This is a genomic window from Streptomyces sp. NPDC002476, assembly GCF_042889785.1.
Classification (GTDB): Bacteria; Actinomycetota; Actinomycetes; order Streptomycetales; family Streptomycetaceae; genus Streptomyces.
The window spans coordinates 109,160-121,589 of record NZ_JBIARH010000012.1; the positions used below are offsets into that span (position 1 = coordinate 109,160).

Annotated in this window: 23 protein-coding genes; all 23 read right to left on the reverse strand. The window is 66.5% G+C overall.

The window, feature by feature from the left end; all coding sequences use genetic code 11:
- Positions 1 to 145: 145 nt before the first annotated feature.
- Positions 146 to 802: an adenylate kinase gene (locus tag ACFYXM_RS16765; protein WP_389289966.1), complete on the reverse strand. Its 657-nt coding sequence runs from the start codon at positions 800 to 802 to the stop codon at positions 146 to 148.
- On the reverse strand, positions 802 to 2,121 hold the full coding sequence (gene secY / locus ACFYXM_RS16770) for a preprotein translocase subunit SecY (protein WP_389289967.1): 1,320 nt from the start codon (positions 2,119 to 2,121) through the stop codon (positions 802 to 804). The genes ACFYXM_RS16765 and secY overlap by 1 nt, the downstream gene beginning before the upstream one ends.
- 215 nt (positions 2,122 to 2,336) lie before the next feature.
- Positions 2,337 to 2,792, reverse strand: a complete 456-nt coding sequence (rplO, locus tag ACFYXM_RS16775; RefSeq protein WP_073786794.1) for a 50S ribosomal protein L15 — start codon at positions 2,790 to 2,792, stop codon at positions 2,337 to 2,339.
- A 1-nt stretch (position 2,793) separates the two neighbouring features.
- A complete protein-coding gene (gene rpmD, locus ACFYXM_RS16780; protein WP_005313525.1) occupies positions 2,794 to 2,976 on the reverse strand; it encodes a 50S ribosomal protein L30 in 183 nt (60 codons plus the stop codon).
- Positions 2,976 to 3,581 (reverse strand): 30S ribosomal protein S5, encoded by a 606-nt coding sequence (gene rpsE / locus ACFYXM_RS16785; RefSeq protein ID WP_389289969.1) that lies wholly within the window; start codon positions 3,579 to 3,581, stop codon positions 2,976 to 2,978. The genes rpmD and rpsE overlap by 1 nt, the downstream gene beginning before the upstream one ends.
- Positions 3,582 to 3,628: 47 nt before the next feature.
- Complete coding sequence (gene rplR / locus ACFYXM_RS16790) at positions 3,629 to 4,012, reverse strand: 50S ribosomal protein L18 (RefSeq protein ID WP_360118649.1); 384 nt, start codon at positions 4,010 to 4,012, stop codon at positions 3,629 to 3,631.
- 2 nt (positions 4,013 to 4,014) lie between these two features.
- The gene (rplF, locus tag ACFYXM_RS16795; RefSeq protein ID WP_389289971.1) at positions 4,015 to 4,554 is read right to left on the reverse strand and encodes a 50S ribosomal protein L6; all 540 of its coding nucleotides are present in this window, start codon (positions 4,552 to 4,554) and stop codon (positions 4,015 to 4,017) included.
- Between the two features lie 21 nt (positions 4,555 to 4,575).
- Positions 4,576 to 4,974, reverse strand: a complete 399-nt coding sequence (gene rpsH / locus ACFYXM_RS16800) for a 30S ribosomal protein S8 (RefSeq protein WP_019888762.1) — start codon at positions 4,972 to 4,974, stop codon at positions 4,576 to 4,578.
- Between the two features lie 225 nt (positions 4,975 to 5,199).
- Positions 5,200 to 5,385, reverse strand: a complete 186-nt coding sequence (locus ACFYXM_RS16805) for a type Z 30S ribosomal protein S14 (protein WP_003956452.1) — start codon at positions 5,383 to 5,385, stop codon at positions 5,200 to 5,202.
- A 2-nt stretch (positions 5,386 to 5,387) separates the two neighbouring features.
- On the reverse strand, positions 5,388 to 5,945 hold the full coding sequence (gene rplE, locus ACFYXM_RS16810) for a 50S ribosomal protein L5 (RefSeq protein WP_006126888.1): 558 nt from the start codon (positions 5,943 to 5,945) through the stop codon (positions 5,388 to 5,390).
- Positions 5,945 to 6,268, reverse strand: coding sequence for a 50S ribosomal protein L24 (gene rplX, locus ACFYXM_RS16815; protein WP_073786786.1), 324 nt, complete (start codon positions 6,266 to 6,268; stop codon positions 5,945 to 5,947). Before rplX ends, rplE begins: the two co-directional genes overlap by 1 nt.
- 2 nt (positions 6,269 to 6,270) lie before the next feature.
- On the reverse strand, positions 6,271 to 6,639 hold the full coding sequence (gene rplN, locus ACFYXM_RS16820) for a 50S ribosomal protein L14 (protein WP_003966950.1): 369 nt from the start codon (positions 6,637 to 6,639) through the stop codon (positions 6,271 to 6,273).
- 106 nt (positions 6,640 to 6,745) lie between these two features.
- Positions 6,746 to 7,030, reverse strand: coding sequence for a 30S ribosomal protein S17 (gene rpsQ / locus ACFYXM_RS16825; protein ID WP_030977953.1), 285 nt, complete (start codon positions 7,028 to 7,030; stop codon positions 6,746 to 6,748).
- The gene (gene rpmC / locus ACFYXM_RS16830; RefSeq protein ID WP_015035581.1) at positions 7,030 to 7,254 is read right to left on the reverse strand and encodes a 50S ribosomal protein L29; all 225 of its coding nucleotides are present in this window, start codon (positions 7,252 to 7,254) and stop codon (positions 7,030 to 7,032) included. Before rpmC ends, rpsQ begins: the two co-directional genes overlap by 1 nt.
- Positions 7,254 to 7,673, reverse strand: a complete 420-nt coding sequence (rplP, locus tag ACFYXM_RS16835) for a 50S ribosomal protein L16 (protein ID WP_072485538.1) — start codon at positions 7,671 to 7,673, stop codon at positions 7,254 to 7,256. Before rplP ends, rpmC begins: the two co-directional genes overlap by 1 nt.
- 5 nt (positions 7,674 to 7,678) lie before the next feature.
- Positions 7,679 to 8,515 (reverse strand): 30S ribosomal protein S3, encoded by an 837-nt coding sequence (rpsC, locus tag ACFYXM_RS16840; protein ID WP_073786782.1) that lies wholly within the window; start codon positions 8,513 to 8,515, stop codon positions 7,679 to 7,681.
- Positions 8,515 to 8,862 carry a 50S ribosomal protein L22 gene (rplV, locus tag ACFYXM_RS16845; RefSeq protein ID WP_009997296.1) on the reverse strand — a complete coding sequence of 116 codons (348 nt, stop codon included), beginning with the start codon at positions 8,860 to 8,862 and terminating at the stop codon, positions 8,515 to 8,517. Before rplV ends, rpsC begins: the two co-directional genes overlap by 1 nt.
- A 41-nt stretch (positions 8,863 to 8,903) precedes the next feature.
- Positions 8,904 to 9,185 (reverse strand): 30S ribosomal protein S19, encoded by a 282-nt coding sequence (gene rpsS, locus ACFYXM_RS16850; protein WP_283853425.1) that lies wholly within the window; start codon positions 9,183 to 9,185, stop codon positions 8,904 to 8,906.
- A 12-nt stretch (positions 9,186 to 9,197) separates the two neighbouring features.
- Positions 9,198 to 10,034, reverse strand: a complete 837-nt coding sequence (gene rplB / locus ACFYXM_RS16855) for a 50S ribosomal protein L2 (RefSeq protein WP_073786778.1) — start codon at positions 10,032 to 10,034, stop codon at positions 9,198 to 9,200.
- A 41-nt stretch (positions 10,035 to 10,075) separates the two neighbouring features.
- Complete coding sequence (rplW, locus tag ACFYXM_RS16860; protein ID WP_073786776.1) at positions 10,076 to 10,399, reverse strand: 50S ribosomal protein L23; 324 nt, start codon at positions 10,397 to 10,399, stop codon at positions 10,076 to 10,078.
- Complete coding sequence (rplD, locus tag ACFYXM_RS16865) at positions 10,399 to 11,049, reverse strand: 50S ribosomal protein L4 (protein WP_389289974.1); 651 nt, start codon at positions 11,047 to 11,049, stop codon at positions 10,399 to 10,401. Before rplD ends, rplW begins: the two co-directional genes overlap by 1 nt.
- 7 nt (positions 11,050 to 11,056) lie before the next feature.
- Positions 11,057 to 11,701: a 50S ribosomal protein L3 gene (rplC, locus tag ACFYXM_RS16870; RefSeq protein WP_389289976.1), complete on the reverse strand. Its 645-nt coding sequence runs from the start codon at positions 11,699 to 11,701 to the stop codon at positions 11,057 to 11,059.
- Positions 11,702 to 11,714: 13 nt separating this feature from the next.
- Positions 11,715 to 12,023 carry a 30S ribosomal protein S10 gene (rpsJ, locus tag ACFYXM_RS16875; protein ID WP_003948644.1) on the reverse strand — a complete coding sequence of 103 codons (309 nt, stop codon included), beginning with the start codon at positions 12,021 to 12,023 and terminating at the stop codon, positions 11,715 to 11,717.
- Between the last annotated feature and the right edge of the window lie 407 nt (positions 12,024 to 12,430).

A 12,430-nucleotide genomic window follows, 5' to 3' on the forward strand; every position in this document is an offset into this window, starting at 1 on the left:
GTTCTTTTAGTAACCCCACTCTTGCGCGCCCACTGTAGTCTTCGTGGGGGGGGGCTGCTTCAGCAACAACCCCCCCCCCCCCCCCCGGCGCCCCCCCCCCCCGCGCCCCCCCCCCCCGACTGTACGAGTACTGCGAAGGTCCCGCTCAGTCCTTGGCGGACTTCAGGGCCTCCATCGCCCGCTCGGTCACGTCCGTGACCTTGCCGAGCGCGGAGATGGTGACCACCAGGTTCTGCGCCCGGTAGTAGTCGATGATCGGCTCGGTCTGCGTGTGGTAGACCTCCAGCCGGGTGCGCACCGTCTCCTCGCTGTCGTCGTCGCGCTGGTACAGCTCGCCGCCGCAGACGTCGCAGACGCCCTCGGTCTTCGGCGGGTTGTACGCGACGTGGAAGACGTGCGAGCCGTCGTTGCGGCAGATCCGGCGGCCGGCGATGCGCTTGACCACCTCGTCCTCGGGGACCTCCAGGTCCAGGACCGCGTCCAGCTTCGTGCCCTCGTCCTTGAGCATGGCGTCGAGAGCCTCGGCCTGACCCACGTTGCGCGGGAAACCGTCCAGCAGGAACCCGTTCTCGGCGTCCGGCTGGGACATGCGGTCCTTGGCCATCCCGATGGTGACCTCGTCCGGAACCAACTGCCCCGCGTCCATGTAGGCACGGGCCTGCTTGCCAAGGTCCGTGCCCTGGCTGATGTTGGCGCGGAAGAGATCGCCCGTGGAGATCTGCGGAATCGACAGGTTCTTGGCAAGGTACGCAGCCTGCGTTCCCTTGCCGGCACCGGGCGGCCCGACGAGGACGATTCGCATCAGCGGAGGAACCCTTCGTAATTGCGCTGCTGGAGCTGACTCTCGATCTGCTTCACGGTCTCCAGACCCACACCCACGATGATCAGGATGCTCGTCCCGCCGAACGGGAAGTTCTGATTGGCACCGCCGAAGCCTGCCAACGCCATTGTCGGCACCAGAGCGATCAGGCCCAGATACAGCGAGCCCGGCCAAGTGATCCTGTTGAGCACATAGCTCAGGTACTCGGCAGTAGGTCGACCAGCCCGGATACCCGGGATGAACCCACCATACTTCTTCATGTTGTCGGCGACTTCCTCGGGGTTGAACGAGATCGCCACGTAGAAGAAGGCGAAGAACACGATCAGGAGGAAGTACGCGGTGATGTAGTAAGGGTGGTCGCCCGTGACGAAGTTGTCCCGGATCCAGGTCGCCCAGCCCGCGTTCGAGTTGGAGAACTGCACGATCAGGGCGGGGATGTAGAGCAGCGAAGAAGCGAAGATGACGGGGATCACACCCGCCTGGTTCACCTTCAGCGGGATGTACGTCGAGGTGCCGCCGTACGACCTGCGGCCGATCATCCGCTTCGCGTACTGCACCGGGATCCGGCGCTGGGCCTGCTCGACGAAGACGACGAGCCCGACCATCACGAAGCCGATCAGGATGACGGTGCCGAACTCGATCCAGCCGTCGGCCAGCTTGCCGCTGGTCTTGATGGCCCACAGGGAGCCCGGGAAGCTGGCGGCGATCGAGATGAACATCAGGATCGACATGCCGTTGCCGATACCGCGGTCGGTGATGAGCTCACCGAGCCACATCACGGCCGCGGTGCCCGCGGTCATCGTGATCACCATGACGACGGTGGTGAAGATCGAATGGTCCGGCACGATCTGGTCGGCGACCGGGCAGCCGCTGAACAGCGCGCCGCTGGTGGCGGTGGCCACCAGGCCGGTGCCCTGGAGGATGGCGAGCGCGACGGTCAGATAACGCGTGTACTGCGTGATCTTGGCCTGGCCGCTCTGTCCCTCCTTCTTGAGCGCCTCGAGTCGGGGAATCACCACGGTCAGCAGCTGGAGAATGATGCTGGCCGTGATGTACGGCATGATGCCGAGAGCGAAGATCGTGATCTGGAGCAGCGCGCCGCCACTGAACATGTTCACCAGGCCGAAGAGGCTGTTGTTGCCCTTACTGGCCTGATCCACACAGATCTGGACGTTCTCGTAGCTCACTCCCGGAGCCGGGATGTGCGCCCCGAGCCGGTAGATCACGATGATGCCGAGCGTGAACAGCAGCTTCTTGCGCAGGTCGGGCGTCTTGAACGCCCGGGCGAACGCGGTGAGCACGGTGCCTCCTGCGACCCCCGCGCAATGCGAAGAGGTGACGGTCTTGAGGTTCGACAAATACGAAACAAATCAGCGGCTCCCCGGGCCGGGGCCAGGGGATACCACACAACAACGCACGCCACCTTACCGGCGACCATGCCCCCCAAGGAACGACCAACCGGGGATGCCCCATATGAGAGGCATCCCCGGTCGGATGTTCAGGCCATCGAGTCGTCTCAGACGAGCTCGGTGACGGTACCGCCGGCGGCGGTGATCTTCTCCTTGGCGGAGCCGGAGACGGCGTCGACCGTCACCTGCAGCGCCACGGAGATCTCGCCCTGTCCGAGGACCTTGACGAGGTGGTTGTTGCGCACGGCACCCTTGGCGACCAGGTCGGCCACGGTGACCTCGCCACCCTCGGGGTAGAGGGCCGCGAGACGGTCCAGGTTCACGACCTGGTACTCGGTGCGGAACGGGTTCTTGAAGCCCTTGAGCTTCGGGAGACGCATGTGGAGGGGCATCTGCCCACCCTCGAAGCGCTCCGGAACCTGGTAGCGGGCCTTGGTGCCCTTGGTGCCACGACCGGCGGTCTTACCCTTGGACGCCTCACCACGACCCACACGGGTCTTGGCGGTCTTGGCACCCGGGGCGGGCCGGAGGTCATGGGCCTTCAGCGGCTTGTTCTCCGCCATGTCAGTCGACCTCCTCGACCGTCACGAGGTGGCGGACGGTGTGCACCATGCCGCGGAACTCGGGGCGGTCCTCCTTGACGACCACGTCGTTCAGGCGCTTGAGCCCGAGCGAACGCAGCGTGTCGCGGTGGTTCTGCTTGCTGCCGATGTACGACTTCGTCTGCGTGATCTTGAGGCGGGCCATTACGCACCCGCTCCCGCACGCGCACGAAGCAGGGCCGCGGGAGCGACGTCCTCGAGCGGCAGACCGCGGCGGGCCGCGATCTCCTCGGGACGCTGCAGGCCCTTGAGGGCCGCCACGGTCGCGTGCACGATGTTGATCTGGTTATCGGAGCCGAGCGACTTCGACAGGATGTCGTGAACGCCGGCGCACTCCAGGACGGCGCGCACCGGGCCACCGGCGATCACACCGGTACCGGGGGAAGCCGGCTTGAGCAGGACGACGCCCGCTGCCTTCTCGCCCTGGATCGGGTGCGGAATGGTGCCCTGGATGCGGGGGACCTTGAAGAAGTTCTTCTTGGCCTCCTCGACGCCCTTGGCGATGGCCGCGGGAACTTCCTTGGCCTTGCCGTAGCCGACACCGACGGTGCCGTCACCGTCGCCCACCACGACCAGCGCGGTGAAGCTGAAGCGACGACCACCCTTCACAACCTTGGCGACACGGTTGATCGCGACGACGCGCTCGACGTAAGCGGTCTTCTCGGCGGCAGCTGCGCCGCCGTCACGGCCCTTCCGGTCCCGCCGCTCGCCGCCACCGGCACCGCTGCCGCGGCGCTGGGGTCCAGCCATTGGATTTACCTCTCTCTGTTACGTCCGCTGTGCGTAGGAACCGGGGCTCAGAACTTCAGCCCGGCTTCACGGGCGGCGTCAGCCAGAGCGGCAATCCGCCCGGCGTACTGGTTGCCTCCGCGGTCGAACACGACGGCCTCGACGCCTGCGGCCTTGGCGCGCTCAGCGACCAGTGCGCCGACCTGCTTGGCCTGGGTGCTCTTGTCAGCCTCGCCACCACGGATGGAGACGTCCAGGGTGGACGCCGACGCGAGGGTGTGACCCGCGACGTCGTCGATGACCTGGGCCACCATGTGGCGGTTGGACCGCGTCACGACCAGACGGGGACGCTCCGGCGTACCCGAGACGTACTTGCGGACACGGATGTGGCGACGCTTGCGGGCGGCGCGCTTGTAGGCGTCGCCCTTGGCGATCTTCACGCCGTATGCCATGGCTACTTACCAGCCTTTCCGACCTTGCGGCGGATGACCTCGCCGGCGTACTTGACGCCCTTCGCCTTGTACGGGTCGGGCTTCCGCAGCTTGCGGATGTTGGCCGCCACCTCGCCGACCTTCTGCTTGTCGATGCCCTCGACCGACAGCTTGGTCGGGGACTCGACCTTGAAGGTGATGCCTTCCGGCGCCTCGACCGTGATCGGGTGGCTGTAGCCCAGGGCGAACTCCAGGTTGGAGCCCTTCGCCTGGACGCGGTAACCGACACCGCTGATCTCGAGCGCCTTGGTGTATCCCTGGGTCACACCGGTGATCATGTTCGCCACCAGCGTGCGGGACAGGCCGTGCAGGGCCTTGTTCTGACGCTCGTCGTTCGGGCGGGTGACGTTCACGACGCCGTCCTCACCCTTGGTGACCTCGATCGGCGACGCGACGGTGTGCGTGAGAGTGCCCTTGGGGCCCTTCACGGCGACCGTGCGGCCGTCGATGGTGACGTCCACACCGGCGGGAACCTGGATGGGGAGCTTGCCGATTCGCGACATGAGCTTTTCCTCCGTTCCCGACTACCAGACGTAGGCGAGGACTTCCCCACCTACGCCCTTCTTCTGCGCCTGCTGGCCGGTCAGGAGACCGTGGGACGTGGAGATGATCGCCACGCCCAGGCCGCCGAGGACCTTCGGCAGGTTGGTGGACTTTGCGTAGACACGCAGACCCGGCTTGGAGATGCGCTTGATGCCGGCGATCGAACGCTCGCGGTTCGGGCCGAACTTCAGCTCCAGGACGAGGTTCTTGCCGACCTCGGCGTCCTCGACCTTCCAGCCGGTGATGAAGCCCTCCTGCTGGAGGATCTCCGCGATGTGCGACTTGATCTTGCTGTGCGGCATCGACACCGAGTCGTGGTAAGCCGAGTTCGCGTTACGCAGACGCGTGAGCATGTCTGCGATCGGATCAGTCATGGTCATGAATTGGCCTTCGGCCTCTCTCGCCGGGGTTTCCTGTATGCGCCATCCCTCTCCCCGCTCAGAGGCGGGACGGGTGCGGTGCGGGGACCTACGGCGTAGTAAGTCGGTCATGGGCGGCAGGCGCCCAACCCCGCAAGCCTACGGCATGCGAGGCGGGGCTCCCGCCGACCAGATGCTTACCGAGAGCTTCCGGGTGATTCCCAACGCCCAGGGGGCGGAGGGGAATTACCAGGAGCTCTTGGTCACGCCCGGCAGCTCGCCGCGGTGAGCCATCTCACGAAGGCACACGCGGCACAGGCCGAACTTGCGGTAGACGGAGTGGGGCCGGCCGCAGCGCTGGCACCGCGTGTACGCGCGGACGCCGAACTTCGGCTTGCGGGCGGCCTTAGCGATCAGAGCCTTCTTCGCCACGGTCAGTTCTCCTTGAACGGGAAGCCGAGGTGACGAAGGAGGGCACGACCCTCGTCGTCGTTGGTCGCCGTGGTCACCACGGTGATGTCCATGCCCCGGACCCGGTCGATCTTGTCCTGGTCGATCTCGTGGAACATGACCTGCTCCGTGAGACCGAAGGTGTAGTTGCCACGGCCGTCGAACTGCTTCGGCGACAGGCCGCGGAAGTCACGGATACGCGGCAGCGCGAGCGACAGCGTACGGTCCAGGAACTCCCACATCCGGTCACCGCGGAGGGTGACGTGGCAGCCGATCGGCTGGCCCTCGCGCAGCTTGAACTGCGCGATGGACTTGCGGGCCTTGGTGACGGCCGGCTTCTGGCCGGTGATCGTGGTGAGGTCGCGCACGGCGCCGTCGATCAGCTTGGAGTCGCGGGCGGCGTCGCCCACACCCATGTTGACCACGATCTTGACCAGGCCGGGGACCTGCATGACGTTCTCGTAGGAGAACTCCTCACGCAGCTTGCCGGCGATTTCCTCGCGGTAGCGCGTCTTGAGACGCGGCGCAGTGGTGGCAGTCATCAGATGTCCTCACCGGTCCGCTTGGCAACGCGGATCTTGTTGCCCTCGTCGTCGAAGCGGTAGCCGACGCGGGTGACGACCTTCTTGCCGTCCTTCTCCACGACCAGCTGCACGTTGCTGACGTGAATCGGGGCCTCGGTGGTGACGATGCCGCCGGTCTGCGAACCGCGAGCCGTCTGACCGGCCTTGGTGTGCTTCTTGACCCGGTTGACACCCTCGACGAGGACACGGTCCTGAGCCGGGTAGGCCACGATGACCTTGCCCTGCTTGCCCTTGTCCTTACCGGTGATGACCTGTACCAGGTCGCCCTTCTTGATCTTCATGCTTACAGCACCTCCGGCGCGAGCGAGATGATCTTCATGAACTTCTTCTCGCGCAGCTCCCGGCCCACCGGGCCGAAGATGCGGGTGCCGCGGGGGTCGCCGTCGTTCTTCAGAATGACGGCGGCGTTCTCGTCGAAGCGGATGTACGAGCCATCCTGACGACGACGCTCCTTGACGGTGCGAACGATGACGGCCTTGACGACGTCACCCTTCTTCACGTTGCCACCGGGGATCGCGTCCTTGACGGTGGCGACGATGACGTCACCGATGCCCGCGTAGCGGCGACCCGAACCACCGAGAACACGGATGGTGAGGATTTCCTTCGCACCCGTGTTGTCGGCGACGCGGAGTCGCGACTCCTGCTGGATCACGTCTATCTCCTGATCGTCTGCCGGTTCCCGGTGGGGGCCGCCCCGTGTCCGGAGCGGACCCCACCGAGCCTGGCGGAACTTGCCTGAGGGGGATGCCCCTCAGGAATTACTTGGCCTTCTCGAGGATCTCGACGACGCGCCAGCGCTTCGTCGCGGACAGCGGCCGGGTCTCCATGAGGAGGACGCGGTCGCCGACGCCCGCGGCGTTCTGCTCGTCGTGAGCCTTCAGCTTGTTCGTACGGCGGATGACCTTGCCGTACAGCGCGTGCTTCACACGGTCCTCGACGGCGACGACGACGGTCTTGTCCATCTTGTCGCTGACGACCAGACCCTCACGGGTCTTGCGGAAACCGCGGTCGGTGTTCGTCTCAGTCACAGTCTTCTCGCTCATCAGGCGCTCTCCACCGTCTCGATGCCCAGCTCACGCTCGCGCATCAGGGTGTAGATCCGGGCGATGTCCTTACGGACGGACTTGAGCCGGCCGTGGTTCTCGAGCTGTCCGGTCGCCGCCTGGAAGCGGAGGTTGAACAGCTCTTCCTTGGCCTCGCGGAGCTTGTTGAGCAGCTCCTCGTTGCCCAGCTCGCGCAGCTCGGACGCCTTGGTTCCGGCCGACATCACGCCTCACCTGCCTCGCGCCGAACGATGCGGCACTTCATCGGAAGCTTGTGAGCAGCGCGGGTGAGCGCCTCACGAGCAATCTTCTCGTTCGGGTAGGACAGCTCGAACATCACCCGACCCGGCTTGACGTTCGCGATCCACCACTCGGGAGAACCCTTACCGGAACCCATGCGGGTCTCGGCCGGCTTCTTCGTCAGGGGACGGTCCGGGTAGATGTTGATCCAGACCTTGCCGCCACGCTTGATGTGGCGGGTCATCGCGATACGAGCCGCCTCGATCTGGCGGTTCGTCACGTACGCCGGGGTCAGCGCCTGGATGCCGTACTCGCCGAACGCAACCTGCGTGCCACCCTTGGACATACCGCTGCGCTTCGGGTGGTGCTGCTTGCGGTGCTTGACCCTACGGGGGATCAGCATTTCGGTCAGGCCTCCGTTCCGGTGCTCTCAGCAGCCGGAGCGGCAGCGGCGGGAGCCTCGGCCTTGGGGGCCTCGGCCGGAGCCGACTGCTGCTGCGGCTTGCGGCCGCGGCCGCCACGCTCGCCACCGCGACCGCGGCCGGCCGGGCGGTCGGCGCCACCACGGGCCGGGCGGTTGCCGGCGCGGGCGGCGGCGTTCTCGGCGCGGACCTCGGCGATGTTCTTGACGTCGCCCTTGTAGATCCAGACCTTCACACCGATGCGGCCGAAGGTTGTCTTGGCCTCGAAGAAGCCGTAGTCGACGTTCGCGCGGAGCGTGTGCAGGGGCACACGGCCCTCGCGGTAGAACTCCGAGCGGGACATCTCGGCGCCGCCGAGGCGGCCACCGCACTGGATCTTGATGCCCTTGGCGCCGGCCTTCATCGAGCTCTGCATGCTCTTGCGCATGGCACGACGGAAGGAGACGCGGGAGGACAGCTGCTCGGCGACGGCCTGGGCCACCAGCTGAGCGTCCACCTCGGGGTTCTTGACCTCGAGGATGTTCAGCTGGACCTGCTTGCCGGTGAGCTTCTCCAGCTCGCCGCGGATGCGGTCGGCCTCGGCGCCGCGGCGGCCGATGACGATGCCCGGGCGAGCGGTGTGGATGTCAACGCGGACGCGGTCGCGGGTGCGCTCGATCTCCACCTTGGAGATGCCGGCCCGCTCCATGCCCTTCGTCATCATGCGACGAATGGCGACGTCTTCCTTGACGTAGTCCTTGTACAGCTTGTCGGCGTACCAGCGGGACTTGAAGTCCGTGGTAATGCCGAGTCGGAACCCGTGCGGGTTTACCTTCTGGCCCATTACCGGGTTCCTTCCTTGCTGCTGACGACCACGGTGATGTGGCTGGTCCGCTTACGGATCCGGTAGGCACGGCCCTGGGCGCGCGGCCGGAACCGCTTCAGGGTCGGGCCCTCGTCCACGTACGCCTCGCTGATGACCAGCGTGGAGGCGTCGGTGTGGTCGTAGTTGTGTGCGGCGTTGGCGATGGCGCTGTCCAGCACCTTGCCAACCGGCACGCTCGCGGCCTGCGGGGCGAAACGCAGGACCGCCTGAGCCTCCGTGGCGTCCATGCCACGGATGAGGTCCACCACGCGGCGGGCCTTCATGGGCGTGACGCGGATGTACCGCGCCTGGGCCCTGGCTTCCATGGTTGTCCCTTCGGTGTAAGTCATGAGTCGTTCCACCCCGCTTAGCGGCGCTTCGACTTCCGGTCGTCCTTGACGTGGCCGCGGAAGGTGCGAGTCGGCGAGAACTCGCCGAGCTTGTGGCCGACCATCGACTCGGTGACGAACACCGGGACGTGGATCTTGCCGTTGTGCACCGCGATGGTGTGACCCAGCATCGCCGGGACGATCATCGAGCGACGGGACCAGGTCTTGATGACGTTCTTGGTGCCTGCCTCGTTCTGCGCGTCCACCTTCTTGATGAGGTGGCCGTCGACGAAGGGCCCCTTCTTGAGACTGCGCGGCATCTAAACCCGCTCCTAGCGCTTCTTGTTCGTCTTGCGGCGGCGGACGATGTACTTGTTGCTCGCCTTCTTGGGAGAACGAGTACGACCCTCCTTCTGACCCCACGGCGAGACCGGGTGGCGACCACCGGAGGTCTTGCCCTCACCACCACCGTGCGGGTGGTCAACCGGGTTCATCGCGACACCGCGGACGGTCGGGCGGACGCCCTTCCAGCGCATGCGGCCGGCCTTGCCCCAGTTGATGTTCGACTGCTCGGCGTTGCCGACCTCGCCGATGGTGGCGCGGCAGCGCGCGTCGACCAGGCGGATCTCACCCGACGGCATACGGAGGTGGGCCATGGAGCCCTCCTTCGCCAGCAGCTGCACGGAGGCACCCGCGGAGCGGGCGAACTTCGCGCCGCCGCCGGGCCGCAGCTCGATGGCGTGGATGGTCGTACCGACCGGGATGTTGCGCAGCGCCAGGTTGTTGCCGGGCTTGATGTCGGCGGCGGGGCCGTTCTCGACACGGTCGCCCTGCGACAGGCCACGCGGCGCGATGATGTAGCGCTTCTCGCCGTCCGCGTAGTGCAGGAGCGCGATGCGCGCGGTGCGGTTGGGGTCGTACTCGATGTGCGCGACCTTGGCCGGCACGCCGTCCTTGTCGTGACGACGGAAGTCGATCACGCGGTAGGCGCGCTTGTGGCCACCACCCTGGTGGCGAACGGTCACACGACCGGCGTTGTTACGGCCGCCCTTGTTGTGCAGGGGGCGGACCAGCGACTTCTCCGGCGTGGACCGCGTGATCTCGACAAAGTCGGCGACGCTGGAGCCACGACGGCCCGGGGTCGTCGGCTTGTACTTGCGGATACCCATTTCTCAGTCCTCGTCCGATTCCGGACGATCCAGACCGCCCCTTAGGCGGTCGGACCGCCGAAGATGTCGATACGGTCGCCCTCGGCGAGGGTCACGATGGCGCGCTTGGTGTCGGCGCGCTTGCCGAAACCGGTGCGGGTGCGCTTGCGCTTGCCCTGCCGGTTGATCGTGTTGACCCCGGTGACCTTGACCGAGAAGACCGCCTCGACGGCCTGCTTGATCTGGGTCTTGTTGGAGCCCGGCGCGACGATGAACGTGTACTTGTTCTCGTCGAGCAGCGCGTAGCTCTTCTCCGACACGACCGGCTTGACGAGGACGTCGCGCGGGTCCGTGTAGGTCTTGCTGGTAACGGTCGCCTCGCTCATCAGGCGTCGCTCCCTTCGGTCTCAGCGGTCTGGGGGCCAGACACGAAGGACTCGAGGGCGGCCTGGGTGAAGACCACGTCGTCGGAGACGATCACGTCGTACGTGTTCAGCTGGCCCGGCTCCAGGATGTGCACCTGGGGCAGGTTGCGGGCGGACAGCCACGCGGCCTCGTCGGCGCGGTCGACGACCAGGAGCAGGTTCTTGCGCTCCGTGATCTTGCCGAACAGCGTCTTGGCGGCCTTGGTGGAGACGGCACCCTCGACCACGCCGGTGACGACGTGGATGCGGGAGTGACGGGCCCGGTCCGAGAGGGCACCGCGCAGGGCGGCGGCCTTCATCTTCTTCGGGGTCCGCTGCGAGTAGTCACGCGGCTGCGGGCCGTGGACGACGCCACCGCCGGCGAACTGCGGAGCGCGGGTCGAACCCTGACGGGCGCGGCCGGTGCCCTTCTGGCGGTACGGCTTCTTGCCACCGCCGCGGACCTCGCCGCGAGTCTTGGTCTTGTGCGTGCCCTGACGGGCAGCTGCCAGCTGTGCGACGACGACCTGGTGGATCAGCGGAACGCTGGTCTTCGCGTCGAAGATCTCCGCGGGGAGCTCGACGGTCCCGGCCTTGTCGCCTGCCGGCGAAAGGATGTCAATGGTGCTCATCGGTTCCTCAGGCCCCCTTGGCCGCAGTACGGACCAGGACGAGGCCGCCGTTCGGACCCGGGACGGCTCCCTTGATGAGGAGCAGACCCTTCTCCGCGTCAACGGCGTGAACGGTCAGGTTCTGGGTGGTGACGCGCTCGTTGCCCATGCGGCCGGCCATGCGCATGCCCTTGAAGACACGGCCCGGGGTGGCGCAGCCACCGATCGAACCGGGCTTGCGGTGCACGCGGTGGGCACCGTGGGAGGCCTTGCCACCATGGAAGTTGTGGCGCTTCATGGCGCCGGCGAAGCCCTTGCCCTTGCTCTTGCCGGTGACGTCGACCTTGACGCCGGCCTCGAAGACCTCGGCGGTGATCTCCTGACCGAGCGTGTACTCGGCGGCGTCAGCGGTGCGGAGCTCCACCAGGTGGCGGCGCGGGGTCACGTCGGCCTTGGCGAAGTGGCCCTTGAGGGGCTTGTTCACCTTGCGCGGGTCGATCTCGCCGAAGGCGATCTGGACCGACTCGTAGCCGTCGCTGTCGTTCGTACGGACCTGGGTCACGACGTTCGGGCCGGCCTTGACGACGGTCACCGGGACGACCCGGTTGTTCTCGTCCCAGACCTGCGTCATGCCGAGCTTCTCGCCCAGGATGCCCTTGATGTTCTTAGCCATCTCGCGCGTCACCTCAGAGCTTGATCTCGATGTCGACGCCCGCCGGCAGGTCGAGACGCATCAGCGAGTCAACCGTCTTCGGCGTGGGGTCGAGGATGTCGATGAGGCGCTTGTGCGTGCGCATCTCGAAGTGCTCGCGCGAGTCCTTGTACTTGTGCGGCGACTTGATGACGCAGTACACGTTCTTCTCAGTGGGCAGCGGCACCGGGCCCGCGACCGACGCACCCGTGCGAGTCACCGTCTCGACGATCTTCTTCGCCGAGGAGTCGATGACCTCGTGGTCGTAGGCCTTGAGCCGGATGCGGATCTTCTGTCCCGCCATGGCTACTAGTAGTCCTGTCTCTCGCTAACGCTCTGGAACCCGGCGGTCCTGCCTCCACCTCCGACCCACGCGGTCGGGCGTGTCGCAACCCCTCCACGTGGAATTCCCTGAGGAATCTCCCGTACCGAGGGGGTGCGGACCCGAGGGCCGCGTCGTGCTCCGCGAGGAGCATCGGGGGTGAATACCCGCCGGGTGCCTGGCCGGGGCCCCGCTGACGCTTCCCGGAAGATTCCCGTACGTCCGACCCGCAGGGGGTCGACGAGTACTGTGGGACTCGCTTCCGGTCCTCCCGGCGGGAGGCGCGCAGCATTGACACTCAACCGAGCAACCTGAGCAGTGTGCCATACGGGCCACGGGCCTGGCCAATCGGGCCGGAGATAGTACCCCCCGCACCCGACGGGTCAAAC

Bases quoted from the DNA above. Each gene is read 5' to 3' on its own strand.
- ACFYXM_RS16765 (WP_389289966.1), bottom strand. From the start codon at position 802: ATGCGAATCGTCCTCGTCGGGCCGCCCGGTGCCGGCAAGGGAACGCAG.
- rplO (WP_073786794.1), bottom strand. From the start codon at position 2,792: ATGGCGGAGAACAAGCCGCTGAAGGCCCATGACCTCCGGCCCGCCCCG.
- rpmD (WP_005313525.1), bottom strand. From the start codon at position 2,976: ATGGCCCGCCTCAAGATCACGCAGACGAAGTCGTACATCGGCAGCAAG.
- rpsE (WP_389289969.1), bottom strand. From the start codon at position 3,581: ATGGCTGGACCCCAGCGCCGCGGCAGCGGTGCCGGTGGCGGCGAGCGG.
- rplR (WP_360118649.1), bottom strand. From the start codon at position 4,012: ATGGCATACGGCGTGAAGATCGCCAAGGGCGACGCCTACAAGCGCGCC.
- rplF (WP_389289971.1), bottom strand. From the start codon at position 4,554: ATGTCGCGAATCGGCAAGCTCCCCATCCAGGTTCCCGCCGGTGTGGAC.
- rpsH (WP_019888762.1), bottom strand. From the start codon at position 4,974: ATGACCATGACTGATCCGATCGCAGACATGCTCACGCGTCTGCGTAAC.
- rplE (WP_006126888.1), bottom strand. From the start codon at position 5,945: ATGACTGCCACCACTGCGCCGCGTCTCAAGACGCGCTACCGCGAGGAA.
- rplX (WP_073786786.1), bottom strand. From the start codon at position 6,268: ATGAAGATCAAGAAGGGCGACCTGGTACAGGTCATCACCGGTAAGGAC.
- rpsQ (WP_030977953.1), bottom strand. From the start codon at position 7,030: ATGAGCGAGAAGACTGTGACTGAGACGAACACCGACCGCGGTTTCCGC.
- rpmC (WP_015035581.1), bottom strand. From the start codon at position 7,254: ATGTCGGCCGGAACCAAGGCGTCCGAGCTGCGCGAGCTGGGCAACGAG.
- rplP (WP_072485538.1), bottom strand. From the start codon at position 7,673: ATGCTGATCCCCCGTAGGGTCAAGCACCGCAAGCAGCACCACCCGAAG.
- rpsC (WP_073786782.1), bottom strand. From the start codon at position 8,515: ATGGGCCAGAAGGTAAACCCGCACGGGTTCCGACTCGGCATTACCACG.
- rplV (WP_009997296.1), bottom strand. From the start codon at position 8,862: ATGGAAGCCAGGGCCCAGGCGCGGTACATCCGCGTCACGCCCATGAAG.
- rpsS (WP_283853425.1), bottom strand. From the start codon at position 9,185: ATGCCGCGCAGTCTCAAGAAGGGGCCCTTCGTCGACGGCCACCTCATC.
- rplB (WP_073786778.1), bottom strand. From the start codon at position 10,034: ATGGGTATCCGCAAGTACAAGCCGACGACCCCGGGCCGTCGTGGCTCC.
- rplW (WP_073786776.1), bottom strand. From the start codon at position 10,399: ATGAGCGAGGCGACCGTTACCAGCAAGACCTACACGGACCCGCGCGAC.
- rplD (WP_389289974.1), bottom strand. From the start codon at position 11,049: ATGAGCACCATTGACATCCTTTCGCCGGCAGGCGACAAGGCCGGGACC.
- rplC (WP_389289976.1), bottom strand. From the start codon at position 11,701: ATGGCTAAGAACATCAAGGGCATCCTGGGCGAGAAGCTCGGCATGACG.
- rpsJ (WP_003948644.1), bottom strand. From the start codon at position 12,023: ATGGCGGGACAGAAGATCCGCATCCGGCTCAAGGCCTACGACCACGAG.